Source organism: Solemya pervernicosa gill symbiont, assembly GCF_002020875.1.
GTDB lineage: Bacteria > Pseudomonadota > Gammaproteobacteria.
The window spans coordinates 88,832-107,507 of the sequence record NZ_MPRL01000002.1 but is presented as its reverse complement, the minus strand read 5'-3'; the positions used below and the strand labels follow the sequence as shown (position 1 = coordinate 107,507).

Annotated in this window: 20 protein-coding genes; 1 reads left to right on the top strand and 19 read right to left on the bottom strand. The window is 55.0% G+C overall.

The window, feature by feature from the left end:
- Positions 1-486 precede the first annotated feature (486 nt).
- The 19 genes from der to BOW52_RS00975 all read right to left on the bottom strand — a co-directional run bounded on the left by der (position 487) and on the right by BOW52_RS00975 (position 17,697).
- Positions 487-1,872 (bottom strand): ribosome biogenesis GTPase Der, encoded by a 1,386-nt coding sequence (der, locus tag BOW52_RS01065; protein WP_078482227.1) that lies wholly within the window; start codon positions 1,870-1,872, stop codon positions 487-489.
- Positions 1,873-1,899: 27 nt separating this feature from the next.
- Positions 1,900-3,054, bottom strand: coding sequence for an outer membrane protein assembly factor BamB (bamB, locus tag BOW52_RS01060; protein WP_078482226.1), 1,155 nt, complete (start codon positions 3,052-3,054; stop codon positions 1,900-1,902).
- Positions 3,051-3,680, bottom strand: a complete 630-nt coding sequence (locus tag BOW52_RS01055; RefSeq protein ID WP_078482225.1) for a YfgM family protein — start codon at positions 3,678-3,680, stop codon at positions 3,051-3,053. Before BOW52_RS01055 ends, bamB begins: the two co-directional genes overlap by 4 nt.
- 19 nt (positions 3,681-3,699) lie before the next feature.
- Positions 3,700-4,974, bottom strand: coding sequence for a histidine--tRNA ligase (hisS, locus tag BOW52_RS01050; RefSeq protein ID WP_078482224.1), 1,275 nt, complete (start codon positions 4,972-4,974; stop codon positions 3,700-3,702).
- A 79-nt stretch (positions 4,975-5,053) separates the two neighbouring features.
- Positions 5,054-6,145 carry a flavodoxin-dependent (E)-4-hydroxy-3-methylbut-2-enyl-diphosphate synthase gene (gene ispG / locus BOW52_RS01045; RefSeq protein ID WP_078482223.1) on the bottom strand — a complete coding sequence of 364 codons (1,092 nt, stop codon included), beginning with the start codon at positions 6,143-6,145 and terminating at the stop codon, positions 5,054-5,056.
- Between the two features lie 15 nt (positions 6,146-6,160).
- Positions 6,161-7,096 (bottom strand): RodZ domain-containing protein, encoded by a 936-nt coding sequence (locus tag BOW52_RS01040; protein ID WP_172840048.1) that lies wholly within the window; start codon positions 7,094-7,096, stop codon positions 6,161-6,163.
- A complete protein-coding gene (gene pilW, locus BOW52_RS01035) occupies positions 7,062-7,850 on the bottom strand; it encodes a type IV pilus biogenesis/stability protein PilW (protein ID WP_078482221.1) in 789 nt (262 codons plus the stop codon). Before pilW ends, BOW52_RS01040 begins: the two co-directional genes overlap by 35 nt.
- Positions 7,847-8,947 carry a 23S rRNA (adenine(2503)-C(2))-methyltransferase RlmN gene (gene rlmN / locus BOW52_RS01030; RefSeq protein WP_078482220.1) on the bottom strand — a complete coding sequence of 367 codons (1,101 nt, stop codon included), beginning with the start codon at positions 8,945-8,947 and terminating at the stop codon, positions 7,847-7,849. The genes pilW and rlmN overlap by 4 nt, the downstream gene beginning before the upstream one ends.
- A gap of 186 nt (positions 8,948-9,133) precedes the next feature.
- On the bottom strand, positions 9,134-9,334 hold the full coding sequence (iscX, locus tag BOW52_RS01025) for a Fe-S cluster assembly protein IscX (protein ID WP_078482219.1): 201 nt from the start codon (positions 9,332-9,334) through the stop codon (positions 9,134-9,136).
- A 30-nt stretch (positions 9,335-9,364) separates the two neighbouring features.
- Positions 9,365-9,700 carry an ISC system 2Fe-2S type ferredoxin gene (gene fdx, locus BOW52_RS01020; protein ID WP_078482218.1) on the bottom strand — a complete coding sequence of 112 codons (336 nt, stop codon included), beginning with the start codon at positions 9,698-9,700 and terminating at the stop codon, positions 9,365-9,367.
- A gap of 35 nt (positions 9,701-9,735) precedes the next feature.
- On the bottom strand, positions 9,736-11,622 hold the full coding sequence (gene hscA, locus BOW52_RS01015; RefSeq protein WP_078482217.1) for a Fe-S protein assembly chaperone HscA: 1,887 nt from the start codon (positions 11,620-11,622) through the stop codon (positions 9,736-9,738).
- 53 nt (positions 11,623-11,675) lie between these two features.
- Complete coding sequence (gene hscB / locus BOW52_RS01010; protein ID WP_078482216.1) at positions 11,676-12,221, bottom strand: Fe-S protein assembly co-chaperone HscB; 546 nt, start codon at positions 12,219-12,221, stop codon at positions 11,676-11,678.
- Positions 12,222-12,241: 20 nt separating this feature from the next.
- Complete coding sequence (iscA, locus tag BOW52_RS01005) at positions 12,242-12,565, bottom strand: iron-sulfur cluster assembly protein IscA (protein WP_078482215.1); 324 nt, start codon at positions 12,563-12,565, stop codon at positions 12,242-12,244.
- Between the two features lie 50 nt (positions 12,566-12,615).
- On the bottom strand, positions 12,616-12,999 hold the full coding sequence (gene iscU / locus BOW52_RS01000) for a Fe-S cluster assembly scaffold IscU (RefSeq protein ID WP_078482214.1): 384 nt from the start codon (positions 12,997-12,999) through the stop codon (positions 12,616-12,618).
- Positions 13,000-13,025: 26 nt separating this feature from the next.
- Positions 13,026-14,249 carry an IscS subfamily cysteine desulfurase gene (locus tag BOW52_RS00995; protein WP_078482213.1) on the bottom strand — a complete coding sequence of 408 codons (1,224 nt, stop codon included), beginning with the start codon at positions 14,247-14,249 and terminating at the stop codon, positions 13,026-13,028.
- A gap of 43 nt (positions 14,250-14,292) precedes the next feature.
- Complete coding sequence (locus BOW52_RS00990) at positions 14,293-15,447, bottom strand: cysteine desulfurase family protein (protein ID WP_078482212.1); 1,155 nt, start codon at positions 15,445-15,447, stop codon at positions 14,293-14,295.
- A 33-nt stretch (positions 15,448-15,480) separates the two neighbouring features.
- A complete protein-coding gene (iscR, locus tag BOW52_RS00985) occupies positions 15,481-15,936 on the bottom strand; it encodes a Fe-S cluster assembly transcriptional regulator IscR (protein ID WP_078482211.1) in 456 nt (151 codons plus the stop codon).
- Between the two features lie 58 nt (positions 15,937-15,994).
- Complete coding sequence (gene cysE / locus BOW52_RS00980; protein ID WP_078482210.1) at positions 15,995-16,816, bottom strand: serine O-acetyltransferase; 822 nt, start codon at positions 16,814-16,816, stop codon at positions 15,995-15,997.
- A 164-nt stretch (positions 16,817-16,980) separates the two neighbouring features.
- Positions 16,981-17,697, bottom strand: a complete 717-nt coding sequence (locus BOW52_RS00975) for an RNA methyltransferase (RefSeq protein WP_078482209.1) — start codon at positions 17,695-17,697, stop codon at positions 16,981-16,983.
- 114 nt (positions 17,698-17,811) lie between these two features.
- On the opposite strand from BOW52_RS00975, the gene suhB reads away from it, so the two are divergent.
- Positions 17,812-18,609 carry an inositol-1-monophosphatase gene (suhB, locus tag BOW52_RS00970; RefSeq protein WP_078482208.1) on the top strand — a complete coding sequence of 266 codons (798 nt, stop codon included), beginning with the start codon at positions 17,812-17,814 and terminating at the stop codon, positions 18,607-18,609.
- The last annotated feature ends 67 nt before the right edge of the window (positions 18,610-18,676 follow it).

Genomic DNA, 18,676 nt, shown 5'->3' with positions numbered 1-18,676 from the left:
TGTAGTGAAACGAAATCCGGGACTTTTCCCTCCCGGATTACGCTTTGCTCCATCCGGGCTACAAATGATTGCCAATCCGAATTCTTATCACCTTAGATGCTATCCAGTCTGATTAGTGATGAACATCGTCACCGGGATTGGAACCTAGCCGACTACTGTGAATAATAAGATTGGCTCTGGCACCTTTCCTGTACAAATTGCTACACCCTGACTTGCCTTACTTCCACTAATCGGTGCACCTAGCAACAGCTCATCCACACAGACATTAAAAATGCTTATCAACATCGGCAGCGCACCGCCTGCTGCGACGATCTTTCCATTATCACCACCCATACCGATCAGCCCACTGTGGTGTCGTGGTCGGCGTCAAGCCTGTAAGTTACTTTGTAGTTACCCACCCACGTTAGGAGGCTTGACGCCGCCCCATTGAATATTCAACGTAAAAAAAAGGGGCTCAAAGAGCCCCTTTTTCATCAAACAACAATCCTACTTCTTTCTATACTTCTCTATCCGTTTATTCTTCTTACCAAATTTTTCTCTTGGTGGTTTCTTCTTATCCTTGAAGGGGTTTTCACCCGACTTGAAGTCGACCCTAATCGGTGTGCCTTTCAACTTAAGAATCTTGCGGAATTTGTTCATCAGGTAGCGTTGATAGCTATCCGGAACTGCCGCAGTCTGGTTGCCATGAACAACGATCAATGGTGGATTCTGACCGCCCTGGTGTGCGTAACGCAGTTTGATACGACGTCCCTTCACCAGTGGTGGCTGGTGGGCGGAGACGGCATCTTCGAGGATACGAGTCAGATCCGGGGTGTTTAACTTACGGGTCGCCGACTCGTAGGCGTCCTGAATGGAGTCGAACAGGTTACCGACGCCACTGCCGTGCAGTGCTGAGATAAAGTGGGTGTCTGCAAAATCGAGGAACATTAATTTGCGTTCAAGTTCACGCTTGATCCAGTCACGCTCATCCGACGCAAGACCGTCCCACTTATTAACCGCCACCACCATCGCGCGGCCACTATCGACCGCATGTCCGGCGAGCCAGGCGTCCTGATCGCTGATCTCTTCGTGGGCGTCGAGCACCAGGATGACGACGTTGGCCTCGTTGATCGCCTGCAGCGCCTTGATGGCACTGAACTTCTCTATTGTCTCCTTCACCTTCGCCTTACGGCGCACACCGGCGGTATCGATCAGGACATACCGCTCATCGTCACGCTCGAAGGGGATGAATATCGAGTCGCGGGTGGTGCCGGGCATGTCGTAGGCGAGTACCCGCTCCTCGCCGAGAATACGATTGACCAGCGTCGACTTACCGACGTTGGGGCGTCCAACTACGGCGATGCGTATCCCCTTCTGCTCGGCACTGTCGCCCTCCTCCTCGGGTGGCAAGGCGTCAAATACCATCTCGATCAGATCGGCAACGCCGCTTCCGTGCGCCGATGCAACGGGCAGAGGCTCTCCGATACCGAGTGCAAAGAATTCGGCCGAGACGACATCGATATTCAGACCTTCACTCTTGTTGAGCGCCAGGTAGATTGGTTTGTTACAGCGACGCAGCATATTGGCAATGGCCTGATCGGCCGAGGTCATGCCATCTCGAGCATCGACCAGAAACAGCACTGCATCGGCCTCATCAATCGCCTGCATTGCCTGCTGCTCCATCAGCGCATCAACACCCTCGGCATTACCGCTTAGACCGCCGGTATCGACGACCAGATAGGGACGCTCGCCAACACGACCGGCACCATAGAGACGATCACGGGTGACACCAGGCATATCGGCGACCAGTGCATTACGTGTACGGGTGAGGAAATTAAACAGGGTCGACTTGCCCACATTGGGGCGGCCGACCAGTGCGATTACAGGGAGCATGGGGTTCTACTTAATTCCGAAGGACGACTACTCGGCAATCTTGTAGGCAGCGAGATCGCCACCACGGCCGAGTACAAACAACATCTCATTTTCAACAATCGGCGCTGCAGAGATACCACTGCTACCGACACGGGTGCGTGCGACCAGGTGACCATCGGTACGATCCATCCAGTGCAGGTAACCCTCGTAATCACCGACCACGACGTAGTTACCGACCACCGCTGGGGTACTGACCGAGCGGTTGGTCAACTTGTCCTGCTTCCAGATGGAACGACCGTTGGCCCGCTCCAGTGCCCAGACGTGGCCACTGTCATCGGTCACATAGATCTGACCATAGTCACCACCGAGACCGGCGCGAGAGGGTAGCTCACGCACCCAGCGCAGCTTTCCGCTGAGCAGATCGACCGCAGCGACACGACCTTGATAGGTGGAGACGTAGATCTCGTTGCCCATTACCAGTGGATCGGCATCGATATCGACCATGCGTTCCAGCTCTGAACGACCGCTCGGTACGCTGATACGACGCTCCCAGAGTGGCTTGCCGTCCTTGAGGCTAATGGCGGTCAGCTTGCCGCTGGCAAAGCCACTGATCACCAGACCGGGTGCGAGTACCGGTGAGCTGGTACCACGCAGGGTCAGGGTCGGTACAGTACGATCGTAGATCCAGAGACGCTTACCATCTTTGGCATCGAGGCCAAACATCTTGCCGTCGATGGTCTGGGTAACAACCACGCCTTCGGCTGCGCGCGGTACCGAGAGAACCTCGCTGCTCACCTTGGAGCGCCACAGTTCATCACCGTTCTCGACTGAGAGTGCTACCACCTCGGCATCGCTCGTGCCAACCAGCACCAACCCCTCTCCTACACCGACGCCACCACCGATGGTGCTATCGGTATCGTGGATCCAGACTCGATCACCATTGTTGGCGTCAAACGCCATCACGTCACCATCGAACTCTGCTGCGTAGACACGCTCACCACTCAGTGCCACAACCAGGTTGGCACGATCACCACGACTACCGGAACCGGCACTGCGTTCCCAGATTTCATCGACCTTAACGGTGGTATCAAAATCGGTCAGTTCTGCAGCAGGTGCGGTGTTGTCTTCACCCAGAAACATACTGCCGCAGCCCTGCAGCAGCAGAACGCTCAGCAACAGGGGTGCGAATCGGAACTTACTCATTTCGCATCTCCTGCGGCGAGATCATCATGCTTCATCTGCAGGAAGGAGCTAGTACCATTGGTCGCCAGTGCGATGGAGTACGCTGCTCGCGCCTTATCTGCTTCACCCTTGGCAGCGTAGATATCACCCTTCAGCTCAGAGTAGGCCGAGGCGAAACCCTCAGAGGGTACGGTTTCAAGCTTGGCCAGCGCAGCGTCGCTGTCGCCCTGCATATAGAGCAGTCGTGCCAAGCGCAGGGTTGCCACTGAGCTGAGTCCGGTGAGTGAGGCGTTATCGTTAACCCACTGCAAGTGGGCCTGCGCCTTCTCCAGTGCTCCGCGCTCAACCTCGATACGCGCCAGCATCAGCGAGGCCATCGCGGCATACTCACCGCTGTTACCATCGGCCAGCAGTGCGGTGCCGAGCTGTACCGCTTCATCCTGTTTACCAACCTCTACCGCCTGAAGCATCAGGCTGTAGGTCATTGATGAGTTCTCGGCCTGGACCTGTTTATAGTCAAACCAGGCGCGACCACCAAAGAGAATACCGAGTCCGAGCACCACGCCGCTGACAACTGCCACGCCGTTCTCTTTCCACCACTTCTTGATCGCCTCTACCTGCTGCTCTTCGCTTACGTAGCCTTCCACAGTGACTCTCCGTTCCCAGTTATAGGTTTATCAAATTTGAAATATGTTGTGCCAGATCGTTGTGCGCAACGGTCTGCTGCTCGCCATTACCGCGTAGTGGTTTGACGCCGATCTCACCCCTTGCCAGCTCATCGTCACCCAGAATCAGGGCGAATTGGGCGCCGCTTTTATCGGCGCGTTTGAACTGACTTTTAAAACTTCCACCACCGCTATTACAGAGCAGTGAGAGGTTTGGTAATTCATCGCGTAGTGTCTCTGCCATCACCAGCCCCGCCCGCTGTGACTGCTCACCGACCATGATCATGTAGCCATCGGGGGCACCGCTCACCTCGAGATTCTGCTGCTCCTCGAGCATCGCGACCAGACGCTCAACGCCCATCGCAAAACCGGCCGCCTGTGTCGGCTTGCCGCCGAGCTGCTCGACCAGTCCATCGTAACGACCGCCAGCACAGATGGTGCCCTGTGCACCCAGGCTCTGCGTTACCCATTCAAAAACAGTCTTGCTGTAGTAGTCGAGACCCCGCACCAGACGGGTGTTGATGCGGTATGGAATTCCCGCAGCATCGAGTAGCGCCAGCAGCTGTTCGAAGTGCTCACGTGACTCCTCATCGAGGTGCTCCTGCAGCTTCGGTGCCTCCTCAATCATCGCCTGCATCTCGGGATTCTTACTATCGAGAATACGCAGTGGATTGGAGTGCAGACGGCGTTTGCTCTCCTCATCGAGCAGCGCTTCATGGGTGGTGAGGTAGTCGATCAGAACTGTTCGGTAGGCGTTACGCGCCTCGTTGGTGCCAAGTGAGTTGATCTGCAGTTCAACATCGTCGAGACCGAGCACCTTCCACAGCCGTGCAGTAATAAAAATCAGCTCTGCATCGATATCGGGGCCGTTCATACCAAACGCTTCAACGCCGATCTGCTGGAACTGACGATAGCGCCCCTTCTGTGGGCGTTCGTGTCGGAACATCGGGCCGGTGTACCAGAGACGACGGATCTGGTTATAGAGCAGACCGTGTTCGATACCGGCACGCACACAGCTGGCGGTACCCTCAGGACGAAGCGTCAGACTGTCGCCGTTGCGATCTTCGAAGGTGTACATCTCCTTCTCGACGATATCGGTCACCTCACCGATAGAGCGCTTGAACAGATCGGTCTTCTCGACCAGCGGCATACGGATCTCTTCATAACCGTAACCGCGTAATACGCTCGCCACGCTACGCTCCAGATGCTGCCACAACGGGGTTTGATCCGGCAGGATGTCGTGCATGCCGCGAATTGCCTGAATACTTTTTGCCACTTTTTACCTTTTTCTACTGATGCAGCCGGTTACCCCAGAAGAGACCGATAACGGCCGCTCAGGTTCCCGACGGATTAAACTATTCTGTCTCTGCGTTACGTCGTGCGATCTCGTCGCGAATGCTCTGCTCCAGCTCATCGACCAGCTGTTCGTTGCCCACCTTGTGGTCGGGCTTGCCGCCAATATAGAGCAGATTGGGCTCACCACCGGTAACTCCGATCTGTGCCTCGCGCGCCTCACCCGGACCATTGACCACGCAACCGATCACTGCCACATCCATCGGCTCGAGAACATCCTCTAGGCGTGACTCCAGTTCGTTGACCGTACTGATCACATCGAACTCCTGACGTGAGCAGGAGGGACAGGCGATCAGGTTGATCCCCTTGTTGCGAATACGCAGGCTCTTGAGGATGTCGAAACCGACCTTGATCTCCTCAACCGGATCGGCCGCCAGCGAAACACGCAGCGTATCGCCAATGCCTTCACTGAGCAGCATACCGAGACCGATCGCCGACTTGACGCTACCGGCGCGCAGACCACCCGCCTCGGTAATACCGAGATGCAGCGGCTGCTCGATCTGGCTGGCCAGTTCCCGATAGGCGGTGACGGTGGTAAAGACATCGGAGGCCTTAATGCTGACCTTAAAATCGGGGAAATCGAAACGGTTCAGGTAGTCGATATGGCGCATCGCCGACTCGACCAGTGCCGCCGGGGTCGGCTCGCCATACTTCTTCTGGATATCCTTCTCTAGCGAACCGGCGTTCACACCGATGCGAATCGGGATATTGTGATCGCGCGCCGAGTCGACGACTGCACGTACGCGATCCTCCTTACCGATGTTGCCCGGATTGATACGTAGACAGTCGACACCCAGCTCGGCCACGCGCAGCGCGATCTTGTGGTCGAAGTGGATATCGGCGATCAGCGGTAGCTCGATTCGTTTACGAATTTCACCAAACGCCTCGGCGGCTTCCATGCTTGGAATAGAGATTCGCGCCATATCGGCACCGGCACGATCGAGTGCCTCGACCTGACCGACGGTCGCATCGACATCACAGGTCTCGGTGTTGGTCATGCTCTGCACCGAGATCGGTGCATCGCCACCCACCTTTACCGAGCCGACGCTGATCTGTCGTGAAACACGACGCTGTATTGAATTCTCTGTATGCATTACTTACCAGTACAGTTAACTGCCCACTTCAAAACGTGCCAGATCACCTTCAATAAAGGGGCGGTGATCAAATGACTCCCCATCAATCTCTACTGCAACCACGTCGGCCTTTCCAAGGAAAACCCTGAACGGTGCCGGGCCGTTAATCTCTCTTGCACGTTTCGAGGTGCCCATGTCATACATGCGTCGCTTGCCGGAGGCATCATGCACAACCACCCAGCTATCTCCGCTGAAGCTGAGCTTGAGCACTGCCCCTGTAGGCGCTGGCGCAATCACCTCTGCCACCTTTTCGGTAACAACCGGTGGACTCTCAATCAATGCGGCTACAACCACAGGCTCACTAACGGCCGGGGCGACTGGCTCTGGTTCAGCAACTTCAGGAGCCTCAACAACCAGGGCTTTCTCAGCGACTATCGGTTCGACAGGCTCAACCTCAGCCGCCTCAGCCTGTTCAATGATCATCGCCACCGGTTGAAAGGTCTCGCTAAGCTGCGACACAGGCTCCTCTTCAACCTTTGCCGTCACCTCATCGTTCTCTTCACCCTCAAGCATGTTGCTACCGACTATTGCCAGTAACACCACCACGATACCGACTACCGCGAAGGTCGCATATCTTTTCCAGCGCAGTAGCTGCTCCGCACCCGCCTTGTGAAACGAGAGCTCGGGCGCCTCGCCACAGGTGGCGTTATAGGCCGTTACAATCCGCTCCTCGTCGATCGACAGCAGTCGTGCGTAACTGCGTAGATAACCTCGAACAAAGGCCGGTGCAGGCAACACCTCACAGCTACCCGCTTCAAGCGCCTCGACCACATCACGCGTAAGTCGTAGGTGGCTTGCGGCATCCGCGATGCTCATCTCCTGTGCTTCGCGTGCCTGTTGCAGCTGACGCCCTACATCGGCACCACCTGCTGTCGCGTTATCTTTCTCCAACCCCTCTTCTGTACTCATCATCCTCCCCCTGCAGTTTTCTGGCCTCTTCTGACCCAGGGTATCGCTTGAAGAGCTCCCCCCGGTATCTGCGGGCCATTTCTTTATCGCCAAGACTGTTTTCAGCATGGAATCCGATATAGAGCGCACGCTCACCGAGCTGTGCCGGTGCACCGAGGCGCTGTAGATAAGCGCGCGCACTCAAATATTTCTTGCTCTTGAAGGTCAGCTCTGCCATCTGCATCAGCGCCAGCGGATAGCGTTTATTGATCTCAAGTGCCTTACGCAGGTACTGCTCTGCTCGCACTTTATCGCCACTACTGCTGAGACAGATACCAGCAGAGGCATAAGCAACCTCAGGTTGGCGGTTGGCTGGATTGCTCCAGGCGCGCTGATACTGCTCGACCGCTTTACGATAACTCCCACGGCTGCAGAGGAAACTACCGAAATTGGCACGAGTCATCGCATCATCTGGATTCAACGCGATCGAGCGCTGATAGTGGTGTTCTGCCTTAGGGTTATCACGCAGGCGGCTATAGAGCAGCGCGATGGTCGAGTGGGTCACAGCGTTACTCTGATCATGTGCCAGTGAGCGCTGCAGTTTCTCCATTGCCTGACCATTGTCACCACTGCGCATGTAGTTAATACCAAGCTGCAGATTGAGCTGTGCAACCTGCTGGTCACGCCCCTGCTCCGGCGCCTCGCTCTTGCTTGAATCAGAAGCACAACCAACCAATAGTGCACTCACCATTACCAGAACCACTGCGACTCTGCTCATGCCGAACGCTCCAGCTTCAGCTTCTGCGTACGGCGGGTACGATCCTGCACCCGACCCGCCAGCTGTCCACAGGCGGCATCGATATCGTCACCGCGGGTTCTGCGTGTCACGGTAATGTGACCGGCATCGATCAGGATCTCCTGGAAACGTCTTACCGTCCGATCTGAAGAGCTACGGTAGTCACTACCTGGAAAGGGGTTGAAGGGAATCAGATTAACCTTGGAGGGGACATCCTTGAGCAACTTTGCCAGCTCACGCGCCTCTGCCTCCGAGTCATTCACTCCATCGATCATTACGTACTCCATCGTAATCTTTCCGTGTGGCGCTCCAACCGCATAACGGCGGCACGCTTCCATCAATTCTGCAATCGGATACTTCTTGTTGATCGGTACCAGCTCATCACGCAGCTCATCATTGGTGGCGTGCAGCGAGACGGCAAGACTGACATCAATGGTCTCGCTCAGCTGATCCATTGCTGGCACTAGCCCCGAAGTACTGAGGGTGACACGACGTTTGGAGAGGCCAAAGGCATTGTCTTCCATCATCAGGCGCATTGCAGGGACGACGTTATCGACGTTAAGCAGCGGCTCACCCATTCCCATCAACACCACATTGGTGATGGCGCGTTCACCGCGATTTTCCGAGATGCCGATGGCGATGCTGGCGGCGAGCACCTGACCGATGATCTCGCCAGTGGTGAGGTTGCGGTTAAAACCCTGCTGCGCCGTGGAGCAGAAGCTGCAGTTGAGGCTACACCCGACCTGAGAGGAGACACACAGGGTTCCACGCCCATCCACGGGAATAAAGACGGTTTCGATGCAGTTTCCATCTTCGAGACGGAACAGCCATTTGCGAGAGTGATCCTGAGAGAGATGGTCGGAGGCGATCTCTGGCAGACGCACTTCGGCCTCCACCTTAAGTCGCTCACGCAGCACCTTACTCAGGTTGCTCATCTCATCGAAGTCGGTGATACCGAAGTGGTAGATCCACTTCATCACCTGGGTAGCACGAAAAGGCTTCTCACCTAGCGCGGCGAAGTACTCCCTCATACCCTGAAGGTCGAAGTCGAGGAGGTTAATTTTGGTTTCGCTGTTCAACTGGCTTTAAAGACTTCTCAGGGTATCGACGACTGGGATACGACTCATTTCTGGTCGCCCTAAATAGCGTAAACCCGCGAAAACGCGGGTTTACTAAAAATCACCTTATATATTCTACTCTTACGCGTCATTTCAGGCAATCACCGTCAACACGGAGGCGTCACCATTTCAAGGCACGGAAGAGGGTCAATCTCGCTCTTCTATCCATGTCATCTGGATCGCTTCGAGTACCTTCTCACCACCGTGATCGTGATCGTCATCGAACTCTTCGAGATCAACAACCCAGTTATGCAGGTCGACAAAACGGACCGTCTTCGGATCGACATCGGGATGCTTCTCATCAAGTTGAATCGCGATCTCCAGAACATCCAGCCATTTCAGACTCATACTCTCACCTTGTTAATTGCCAACCGGCCTTTAGTGTGTCTCTGAGACCATGTTGATGGTGTATTTGGGAATTTCGATGACCAGATCTTCACTACCAATCACCGTCTGACAGCTGAGGCGCGAGTCAGGATCGAGTCCCCACGCCTTATCGAGCAGGTCATCCTCATCATCGGTCGCCTCATTGAGATCACCACCTTCGCGAATATGGACGTGACAGGTGGTGCAGGCGCATGACTTTTCACAGGCGTGCTCGATATCAATGCCATTAGCAAGTGCCGCATCACAGATCGTAATGCCCGATTCCGCTTCAAAGGCAGCACCATCGGGGCAGAGCTCTTCATGGGGTAAAAACATCAGTTGCGGCATGATCTTCTTCCTAATCCTTTCAATTCAGCCAGGCACTAACTGCCCGCTTCAAACTCATCGACACTGTGTCCGGCCATCGCCTTCTGAATATTACTATTCATGCGGCGCTCGACATACTCAGAGCAGCTCTTCTCCAGCGACTCGATCGAACGTTTGATCTTACGCTGGTCACTGCTCTCTTCGGTCAGACTGATCAGCTCAGCAAGAGATGCATCGATTACGGCACGCTCCTCGCTGTTGAGTAACTGGTCACCATCCTTTGCCAGCGCAGCCTGCAGCGCCTCAACCACACGGCCCGCCTCGACCTGCTGCTCACGTAGTTTACGCGCCTCCATATCGTCACTGGCGTGATCGTAGGAGTCTTTCAACATCTGCGCGACTTCGTTATCGCTCAGGCCATAGGAGGGTTTGACCTGCACGCTCGACTCAACCCCACTGACCTGCTCCTGTGCCGAGACACTCAGTAGTCCATCGGCATCTACCTGGAAGGTAACGCGAATGCGTGCCGCACCGGCTGCCACAGGTGGGATACCGCGCAGCTCAAAACGGGCCAACGAACGGTTGTCGACCACCAGTTCGCGTTCACCCTGTAGTACATGCACTGCCATTGCCGTCTGACCATCTTTGTAGGTGGTGAACTCCTGAGCACGGGCTACAGGGATGGTGGTGTTACGAGGAATAATCTTCTCGACCAGCCCACCCATCATCTCAATACCGAGCGAGAGTGGAATGACGTCGAGCAGCAACATCTCATCGTTGGGTTTGTTACCAGCCAGCACATCAGCCTGCAGCGCCGCACCGATGGCGACTACCTGATCGGGATCGATGTCGACATGCGGTTCGCGGCCAAACAACTCTCCCACCTGCTCGCGTACACGCGGCACACGGGTCGAACCACCGACCATCACCACCTCGACGATCTCATCAAAGGCGATACCGGCATCACGCACCGTTCTACGGCAGGTGCTGAGGGTTTTCTTAATCAGTGGATCAACCAGTGAATTAAATAGTTCGACGGTGAGCGTACCCTGCCAATGTTTACCATCCTTCAGCTCGACATCAATCTCAGCCGTATCCCGGTCGGTTAGCTGCTCCTTGGCGGCACAGGCAGCATTGAGCATACGACGTGAGAGTGAACGATCTTCACCTACCTCAATCTCCGCCATATCGCGAATCCACTCGGCAATCGCATGATCGAGATCGTCACCACCGAGTGCGGTATCGCCACCGGTTGAGAGCACCTCAAAGACACCTCGATTGAGACGTAGTATCGAAATATCGAAGGTTCCGCCACCCAGATCGTAGACGGCAATAACGCCATCACCACTCTGGTCGAGTCCATAGGCAACAGCGGCGGCAGTCGGCTCATTGAGCAGACGCAGTACATTCAAACCGGCGATCTGTGCCGCATCCTTGGTCGCCTGGCGCTGTGCATCATCAAAATAGGCCGGCACAGTGATCACCACGCCAGTAAGGTCACCACCGAGCGAATCGATGGCGCGTTTTTTGAGCTGTTTAAGAATTTCTGCCGAGACCTCTACTGGTGTCACATCACCACCAACGGTGCGGATTCTCGGTACGGTCGAATCGACCTCAATAAAATCATAGGGAAGATGGGTACAGTGACGACAGGCATCTGCAAGCGGCCGTCCAAGATAACGTTTGATCGATGAGATGGTATTCATCGGGTCGGTACTGGCTGCGGCACGCGCTGTCTCACCGACAACGATCTCGCCCTCGCCAAGATAGCGAACTACAGAAGGAAGAATGGCGTGATCCTGCTCATCGGTCAGGGTGACCGCCTCACCACTACGTACCGAGGCCACCAGCGAGTTGGTGGTACCCAGATCGATGCCTACCGCTAACCGGTGTTGGTGGGGGGCCGTTGACTCGCCCGGTTCTGCAATTTGCAACAGTGCCATATTGTTTCCAGTAGATTATTTGCGCGGCGTATCATAACCGACAAGCGAGGATCTCAGTAGAGCTCATCCTCGAGATCGGCCTCGAGTGCCCCAGTCTCGTCCTCAAGACGACGTAGAAACTGCATCTTGCGCAGCGTGTCGCGAATCACCAGCAGATCATGCTCTCCACCAGAGGCAAAACGACCACTGATCTCACTGCTCATCTCAGCGACTTGCTTGTTCAGGTGAGTCAGAATCTCGCCCACCTCCCCCATTGGGTCGCTGCTGGCGCGCACCTCGGCGAGCCGTTCACGCAGCTCCATCTGCTCCATCAGGAACATCGGATCCATGACGGTATTGCTCTCATCCTCCAGCTCAACACCAGAGAGACCGAGGAGATATTCTGCGCGACTCATTGGGCGTTTGAGCGCCTCAAAGGCCTCATTGATCAGTGTTGCCTGCTGCATTGATAGCAGCCGTTCCTGATCGGAGCCAGTGGCGAAACGGTCGGGGTGAGCCGCGTTCTGCAGCTCGCGGTAGCGGGCTGAGAGTGCGGTGCTATCGAGGTCGAAGCTGATCGGTAGCCCGAAGAGTTCGAAGTAGTTTTGTGCGAGATCCATGGCGCAGCCTTCTCCGCGGGTTAGACGGTAAAGCTCTCACCACAGCCGCAGCTGTCTTTGACATTGGGATTGTTGAACTGGAAGCCTTCATTCAACCCCTCCTTACCGTAGTCAAGCTCGGTTCCTTCCAGGTAGACGAGACTCTTCGGATCGATGATGACCTTGATACCGTGCTGCTCAAAGACGCTATCCTCTTCCTCAATCGAATCGACAAACTCTAGTACGTAGGCCATTCCCGAACAGCCGGAGGTCTTCACTCCGAGTCGAACACCTTCGCCCGAACCGCGATTATCGAGAAATTTGCGTACCCGCTCTGCAGCGGCCTCTGTCACCGTAATACCCATCGTCTTACATCCACCTCTACCAGTTTGTTCCAACCAGTCGATTTAACAGACTAATCGTCCTGCTTAACCATGTAGTCGTCAATCGCTGCCTTGATTGCATCTTCAGCCAGGACCGAGCAGTGAACCTTAACGGGGGGCAGTGCCAGCTCTTCAGCAATATCGGTGTTCTTTATCTCTTTGGCCTGATCGAGGGTCTTACCCTTGACCCACTCGGTCAGTAGCGAGCTTGACGCAATGGCTGAACCGCAACCGTAGGTCTTAAAGCGGGCATCTTCGATCACCCCCTCCTCATTGACCTTGATCTGCAGCTTCATAACATCACCACAGGCAGGCGCTCCGACCATACCGGTACCAACATCACTGTCATCCTTCTCGAAGGAGCCGACGTTGCGGGGGTTCTCGTAGTGATCCAAAACCTTTTCGCTATAAGACATGACTATTCTCCTCTAAACCGGGCGCCCTAGTGGGCAGCCCACTGTACTTTTGAAAGATCGACACCATCTTTGAACATCTCCCACAGTGGAGAGAGTTCGCGCAGCTTGTTCACCTGCTCGCGAACCAGATCGATGGTGTACTCAACATCTTCACTGGTGGTAAAGCGACCCAGCGTGAAACGAATCGAGCTGTGTGCCAGTTCATCATTACGCCCCAGTGCGCGCAGCACATAGGAGGGCTCGAGGCTTGCGGAGGTGCAGGCCGAACCGGATGAGACGGCGAGATCCTTCAGCGCCATCATCAGTGACTCACCCTCAACGAAGTTGAAACTGACATTCAGATTGCCGGCAATACGATGCGTCTCATCACCGTTGAGGTAGACCTCTTCCATATCTTTGAAGCCGTCCCAGAGTCGATTACGCAGCGTCATCAGGCGCTCATTCTCAGAGGCCATCTCTTCCTTGGCGATACGGAACGCCTCACCCATGCCGACGATCTGGTGTGTCGCCAGGGTGCCAGAGCGCATGCCACGCTCATGGCCACCACCGTGAATCTGAGCCTCAAGACGGATGCGTGGTTTACGACGCACATAGAGCGCACCGATACCCTTGGGTCCGTAGATTTTGTGTGCAGAGAAGGACATCAGGTCGACCTTGAGCTTCTCCATATCGATCGGCACCTTGCCAGCGCTCTGCGCGGCATCGACGTGGAAGATGATCCCACGCTCACGGGTCAGTTCACCGATCGCCTCGATATCCTGGATAACGCCGATCTCGTTATTAACATGCATCAGTGAGACCAGAATGGTTTCATCACGCATGGCCGCCTTGAGCTTCTCAAGATCGACCAGACCATTCTCCTCTGGATCGAGATAGGTGATTTCACACCCTTCACGCTCAAGCTGACGACAGGTATCGAGTACCGCCTTATGTTCGGTCTTGCAGGTAATGATGTGGTTGCCCTTCTTTTTGTAGAAGTTGGCCACGCCTTTGATCGCGAGGTTATTTGACTCGGTTGCACCCGAGGTCCAGACGATCTCCTTCGGATTGGCATTGATCAGCGCTGCCACATCAGCACGCGCCTTGGTCACCCCCTCATCAGCCTTCCAGCCGAATGTGTGAGAGCGCGATGCGGGGTTACCAAAGATGCCGTCGGGCTTTAGGTAGCTACACATTAAATCAGCAACACGCGGGTCGACCGGCGTGGTTGCGCTGTAATCCAGATAGATAGGCAGTTTCAATTCGCTCATCACTTCACCTTGCAATAGCTCGTTTAATCGTTAGCACTGCGCATTAGCCGTTGGCCATCATCGCGCCCATCTGTGCCATCTCGTCCGTTACCTTCGCCAGGAGCCGACAGAAACTATCGACATCCTCACGACTACTATTCTTTCCGAGGCTGATACGAACTGCGCCACGCGCAAGTCCCTTATCAACCCCCATTGCCACCAGTACATGGCTCGGTTCGGTCTTACCACTGGCGCAGGCCGAACCACTCGAAATCGCTGTATCGTGACGATCCATCTGCATCAGCAGCATCTCGCCATCGACCCCAGCCACGCTCATGAAGAGCGTATTGGGTAGTCGCTCCGCCTGCTGAGCAAAGCAGACAACTCCACTCATCTCAGCCAGCTTCGACTCCAGATAGTTTCTCAGCTCCAGCATGTGAGTGCTGTTGGCCTGAAGCTCACTGAGAGCCAGCTCTGCTGCTCGGCCGAAACCGACAATTGCAGCCACATTCTCTGTGCCGGCGCGCAGCCCTCGTTCCTGGCCACCGCCATCCATCTGTGCCTCAAGCCCCACTGAGCGATCGGCGATCAACGCACCCGCCCCTTTGGGACCGTAGATCTTGTGCGATGAGAGCGTCATCAAATCAACGCCCAGTCGACGGAAATCGACCTCCATCTTGCCCACTGCTTGCACAGCATCGCTATGCAGTAGTGCGCCGCACTCCGCCATCGTCTCCTTGATGGAATTGAGATCCTGAATTGTACCGGTCTCGTTGTTAGCCAACATGATCGAGATCAGTTTCAGATCGGCCTGATGCAATAGACGTTCTAGCGCTTCCAATCTGAGCCGACCATCACTATCAACACCGATGCTGTCGATCTGCCAGTCGTGCCGCGCTAACCGCTCAGCCGGTTCCAGCACCGAGGGATGCTCGACTGCGCTGACTGCAATCCTGCCCGGCGAGCATCTCTCCGCCATACCCTTGAACGCGAGGTTATTCGCCTCGGTCCCACCGGAGGTGAAGATCACCTGCCCCGGATGGGCATTAACCAGTGCAGCTACCTGCTCGCGCGCCTGATCGATTGCACTTCGAGCCAACCGTCCTTGAAGGTGACGGCTCGACGGGTTGCCACAACTCCCCCGTAGGTAGGGGAGCATCGCTTCAAGCACCCGCTCATCGAGCGGCGTGGTTGCGTTATGGTCCAGATAGAGTGTCATCAGCTACTCCAACTGCGACCGAAGTCGCCCCGCTCAACCGTTAAATGCGACTCGCTGCTCGCCCTGATCAGCAGTCTCAGAGCTGTTATTACAACGCTCAACCAGCTGCCCAAGAGAGATGTTGCTCAGGAAGTCGTGAATCTGGTTACTCAGATCGGTCCAGAGATCGTGGGTCAGGCAAGGCTCATTGTCCTTACAGTTACCCAGACCACCACACTTGGTGGTATCAACCGTTTCATCAACCGCACTGATAACCGATGCTACAGCGATCTCTGCCGCAGGACGGCTGAGTCGATAACCGCCACCCGGTCCACGAGTACTATCTACCAGGCCATTCTTACGCAGGCGTGAGAAGAGCTGCTCCAGATAGGAGAGTGAAATACCCTGCCGAGATGAGATATCGGCGAGCGTGATCGGGCCATCTTTATAATGGAGGGCCAGATCGAGCATTGCCGTCACCGCATAACGACCTTTAGTAGTCAGCCTCATTGCAATATCCTTCCTTTAGTTACTTATATCTATATGTAGAAGACCATACCCGAGAGTTTTAGTCAACTATTTTACTCTCGTCTATCTTCTCGATTGGAGCCTCACCATCATCCCCTTCTGATCGTTCAGCAGCGCTGCTTATTTCACACGAGTCGATCTCGGGCAAATCCATCTCAGAGAGCTCTGCACCCAGGCTCTTCATCGATTTACACATCCCTTCAAGACGGTCATCCATCGCATGCATATGATCGAGCATACAGTTGATCGCATGAGCGACCGGATCAGGCATGTCGTGTGGCATACCGTAGGCATCGAAGCCCATCTTCTCGGCTATGGCCTGACGCTTTTCATCCTTAATGATTGCTTCTTTCTTCGTCACGATGCGTCCCGGAACACCAACGACCGTGGCATCGGCTGGGACCGCCTTAAGCGCTACCGCGTTTGAACCGATACGGGCCCCATCACCAATCTCAATGGGACCAAGAATCTTTGCACCTGCACCTACAACCACGTTATTACCCAGGGTCGGGTGGCGCTTACCCTTCTGCCAGCTGGTTCCGCCTAGTGTAACGCCGTGGTAGAGGGTGCAGTCGTTACCGATTTCTGCAGTCTCACCGATTACGACGCCCATACCGTGGTCAATAAAGAAACGTTGTCCGATCTGTGCGCCGGGATGGATCTCGATACCGGTGAACCAACGCGCAACGCCGGAGAGGAAACGCGCCAACCACTTCAGGCCAAGATTCCATAGACCGTGACTAATGCGATGAAAAATGATGGCGTGGAGACCGGGATAGGTGGTCAGTATTTCAAAGATATTGCGCGCAGCTGGATCGCGTTCAAATATGCATCGGATATCTTCGCTAATACGAGAGAACATTCAGCTACCTAGAACCACCAAAATAGACTTCAAACCAGCCAATATGCAGACTCGCGAGAAAGGCACTCGTCCATTCCTGAGCTGCTATGTTGGGTATAGTACACCAAATCCCTATACTCCACTAGGTTTCATGGTTATTAACCGCATAGTTTCTAGGGACGCAGCTAGAGTTTTTTCTCTATCGAGGTGAGGAGACCGCGCAGAATCTGCACCTCGTCCTGCTCTAACCGAGCTCTATTGAAGAGCCTGCGTACTCGACGCATCAGCAATCGAGGATTATCTGGATTGAGAAATTCGGTCTTTATCATGATGTTTTCGAGATGCGCATAGAGGCGTTCTACCGCGTCTGAATCGGCATAGCTCGGCAGCTCAACCTCACTACCCTGATTATCCACAGCCTCGAGAAAGGCCATGCGCAGCTCATAACTCACCACCTGAACAGCAGCAGCGACATTAAGTGAGCTGAAATCGGGATTGGTGGGGATATGGACCAGGTAGTGACAGAGGTCGAGCTCCTCGTTCAGCAGCCCGGTCCGTTCACGACCAAAAACGAAGGCCGTCTGCCCACTGGTAGCAATCTCGACTGTTTTTGCCGCAGATTCACGCAGCGAGAGCTGCTCACAGCTAAGATTACGAGGGCGCGCACTCAGCCCAACTACCAGATTGGTTCCGACCAATGCCTCTTCAAGTGAGCGACAGACAACGGCATCTGCAAGCAAATTATCAGCCCCTGACGCACGCGCCGTTGCCTCAGCATGGGGATAGCTCTCGGGCGACACCAGATAGAGTTGGGCCAACCCCATATTCTTCATTGCCCGTGCCGCCGCTCCGATATTTCCGGGATGGGAGGTATTGACCAGTACTATGCGAACCGACTCCATCTGCACTTACGCCCCTCTTTTCACGCGTTTTTTTTCGGGCAAACACTCTAACACCGCCCCCGGTTCTTTGGTATGCTTGGCGCCGCTCCGAACTACCCTAAGTGGAAATCTTTCATGCATCCGATGCTCAATATCGCTGTTAACGCGGCTCGCGCTGGTGGCAACACCATTCTTCGCTATATCGATCGCATCGACGATCTCTCGATTGAGAATAAGCAGCGCAACGACTTTGTCACTGAGGTCGATCGTCAGACTGAAGAGGAGATCATCAAGGTTCTGCGCAAGGCCTATCCAGAACACTCGATCCTTGCTGAGGAGTCTGGTCTTACTGAGGGTAATGAGTATCAGTGGATTATCGACCCCCTCGATGGCACCACCAATTACCTGCACGGCTTCCCACAGTTCGCCGTCTCTATCGCACTGCGCTACAACGACAAGATCGAGCAGGCCGTGGTATTTGACCCTATGCGCCAGGAGATCTTCTCTGCCAGCCGTGGCAAAGGGGCGCAGCTGAATAATCGTCGTATTCGCGTTACACCTCGTCGTAGCCTGGAGGGTTCTCTGATCGGCACCGGGTTCCCATTCCGTCACCCACAGCACCTCGATAACTACCTTGCGATGTTCAAAGCGCTATCGGGTCAGGTTGCTGACATGCGCCGCCCCGGCTCCGCCGCACTCGACCTCGCCTACGTGGCAGCAGGTCGTCTTGATGGTTTCTGGGAGATCGGTCTCAACAACTGGGACATGGCTGCAGGAGCACTGCTAATCCAGGAGGCAGGCGGTCTAGTTGGTGATTTCAGCGGTGGAAAAACCTATCTGGAGAGCGGCAATATCGTTGCCGGAACCCCCAAGGTCTACAGCGCACTGCTGCGCAACATCGACCCTCATCGTGGCGAATACCTACAAAGATAAAGCGGGAATTAAGGCTCAAGTTTTCTGCCGCCATGACGACAATATAGGGGAGTGTGAATTACTTCAT

What these genes read in the sequence shown, in the direction of transcription:
- der (WP_078482227.1), bottom strand. Translation starts at nt 1,872, where the DNA reads ATGCTCCCTGTAATCGCACTGGTCGGCCGCCCCAATGTGGGCAAGTCG.
- bamB (WP_078482226.1), bottom strand. Translation starts at nt 3,054, where the DNA reads ATGAGTAAGTTCCGATTCGCACCCCTGTTGCTGAGCGTTCTGCTGCTG.
- ispG (WP_078482223.1), bottom strand. Translation starts at nt 6,145, where the DNA reads ATGCATACAGAGAATTCAATACAGCGTCGTGTTTCACGACAGATCAGC.
- BOW52_RS01040 (WP_172840048.1), bottom strand. Translation starts at nt 7,096, where the DNA reads ATGATGAGTACAGAAGAGGGGTTGGAGAAAGATAACGCGACAGCAGGT.
- pilW (WP_078482221.1), bottom strand. Translation starts at nt 7,850, where the DNA reads ATGAGCAGAGTCGCAGTGGTTCTGGTAATGGTGAGTGCACTATTGGTT.
- iscX (WP_078482219.1), bottom strand. Translation starts at nt 9,334, where the DNA reads ATGAGTCTGAAATGGCTGGATGTTCTGGAGATCGCGATTCAACTTGAT.
- fdx (WP_078482218.1), bottom strand. Translation starts at nt 9,700, where the DNA reads ATGCCGCAACTGATGTTTTTACCCCATGAAGAGCTCTGCCCCGATGGT.
- hscA (WP_078482217.1), bottom strand. Translation starts at nt 11,622, where the DNA reads ATGGCACTGTTGCAAATTGCAGAACCGGGCGAGTCAACGGCCCCCCAC.
- hscB (WP_078482216.1), bottom strand. Translation starts at nt 12,221, where the DNA reads ATGGATCTCGCACAAAACTACTTCGAACTCTTCGGGCTACCGATCAGC.
- iscA (WP_078482215.1), bottom strand. Translation starts at nt 12,565, where the DNA reads ATGGGTATTACGGTGACAGAGGCCGCTGCAGAGCGGGTACGCAAATTT.
- iscU (WP_078482214.1), bottom strand. Translation starts at nt 12,999, where the DNA reads ATGTCTTATAGCGAAAAGGTTTTGGATCACTACGAGAACCCCCGCAAC.
- BOW52_RS00995 (WP_078482213.1), bottom strand. Translation starts at nt 14,249, where the DNA reads ATGAGCGAATTGAAACTGCCTATCTATCTGGATTACAGCGCAACCACG.
- BOW52_RS00990 (WP_078482212.1), bottom strand. Translation starts at nt 15,447, where the DNA reads ATGACACTCTATCTGGACCATAACGCAACCACGCCGCTCGATGAGCGG.
- iscR (WP_078482211.1), bottom strand. Translation starts at nt 15,936, where the DNA reads ATGAGGCTGACTACTAAAGGTCGTTATGCGGTGACGGCAATGCTCGAT.
- cysE (WP_078482210.1), bottom strand. Translation starts at nt 16,816, where the DNA reads ATGTTCTCTCGTATTAGCGAAGATATCCGATGCATATTTGAACGCGAT.
- BOW52_RS00975 (WP_078482209.1), bottom strand. Translation starts at nt 17,697, where the DNA reads ATGGAGTCGGTTCGCATAGTACTGGTCAATACCTCCCATCCCGGAAAT.
- suhB (WP_078482208.1), top strand. Translation starts at nt 17,812, where the DNA reads ATGCATCCGATGCTCAATATCGCTGTTAACGCGGCTCGCGCTGGTGGC.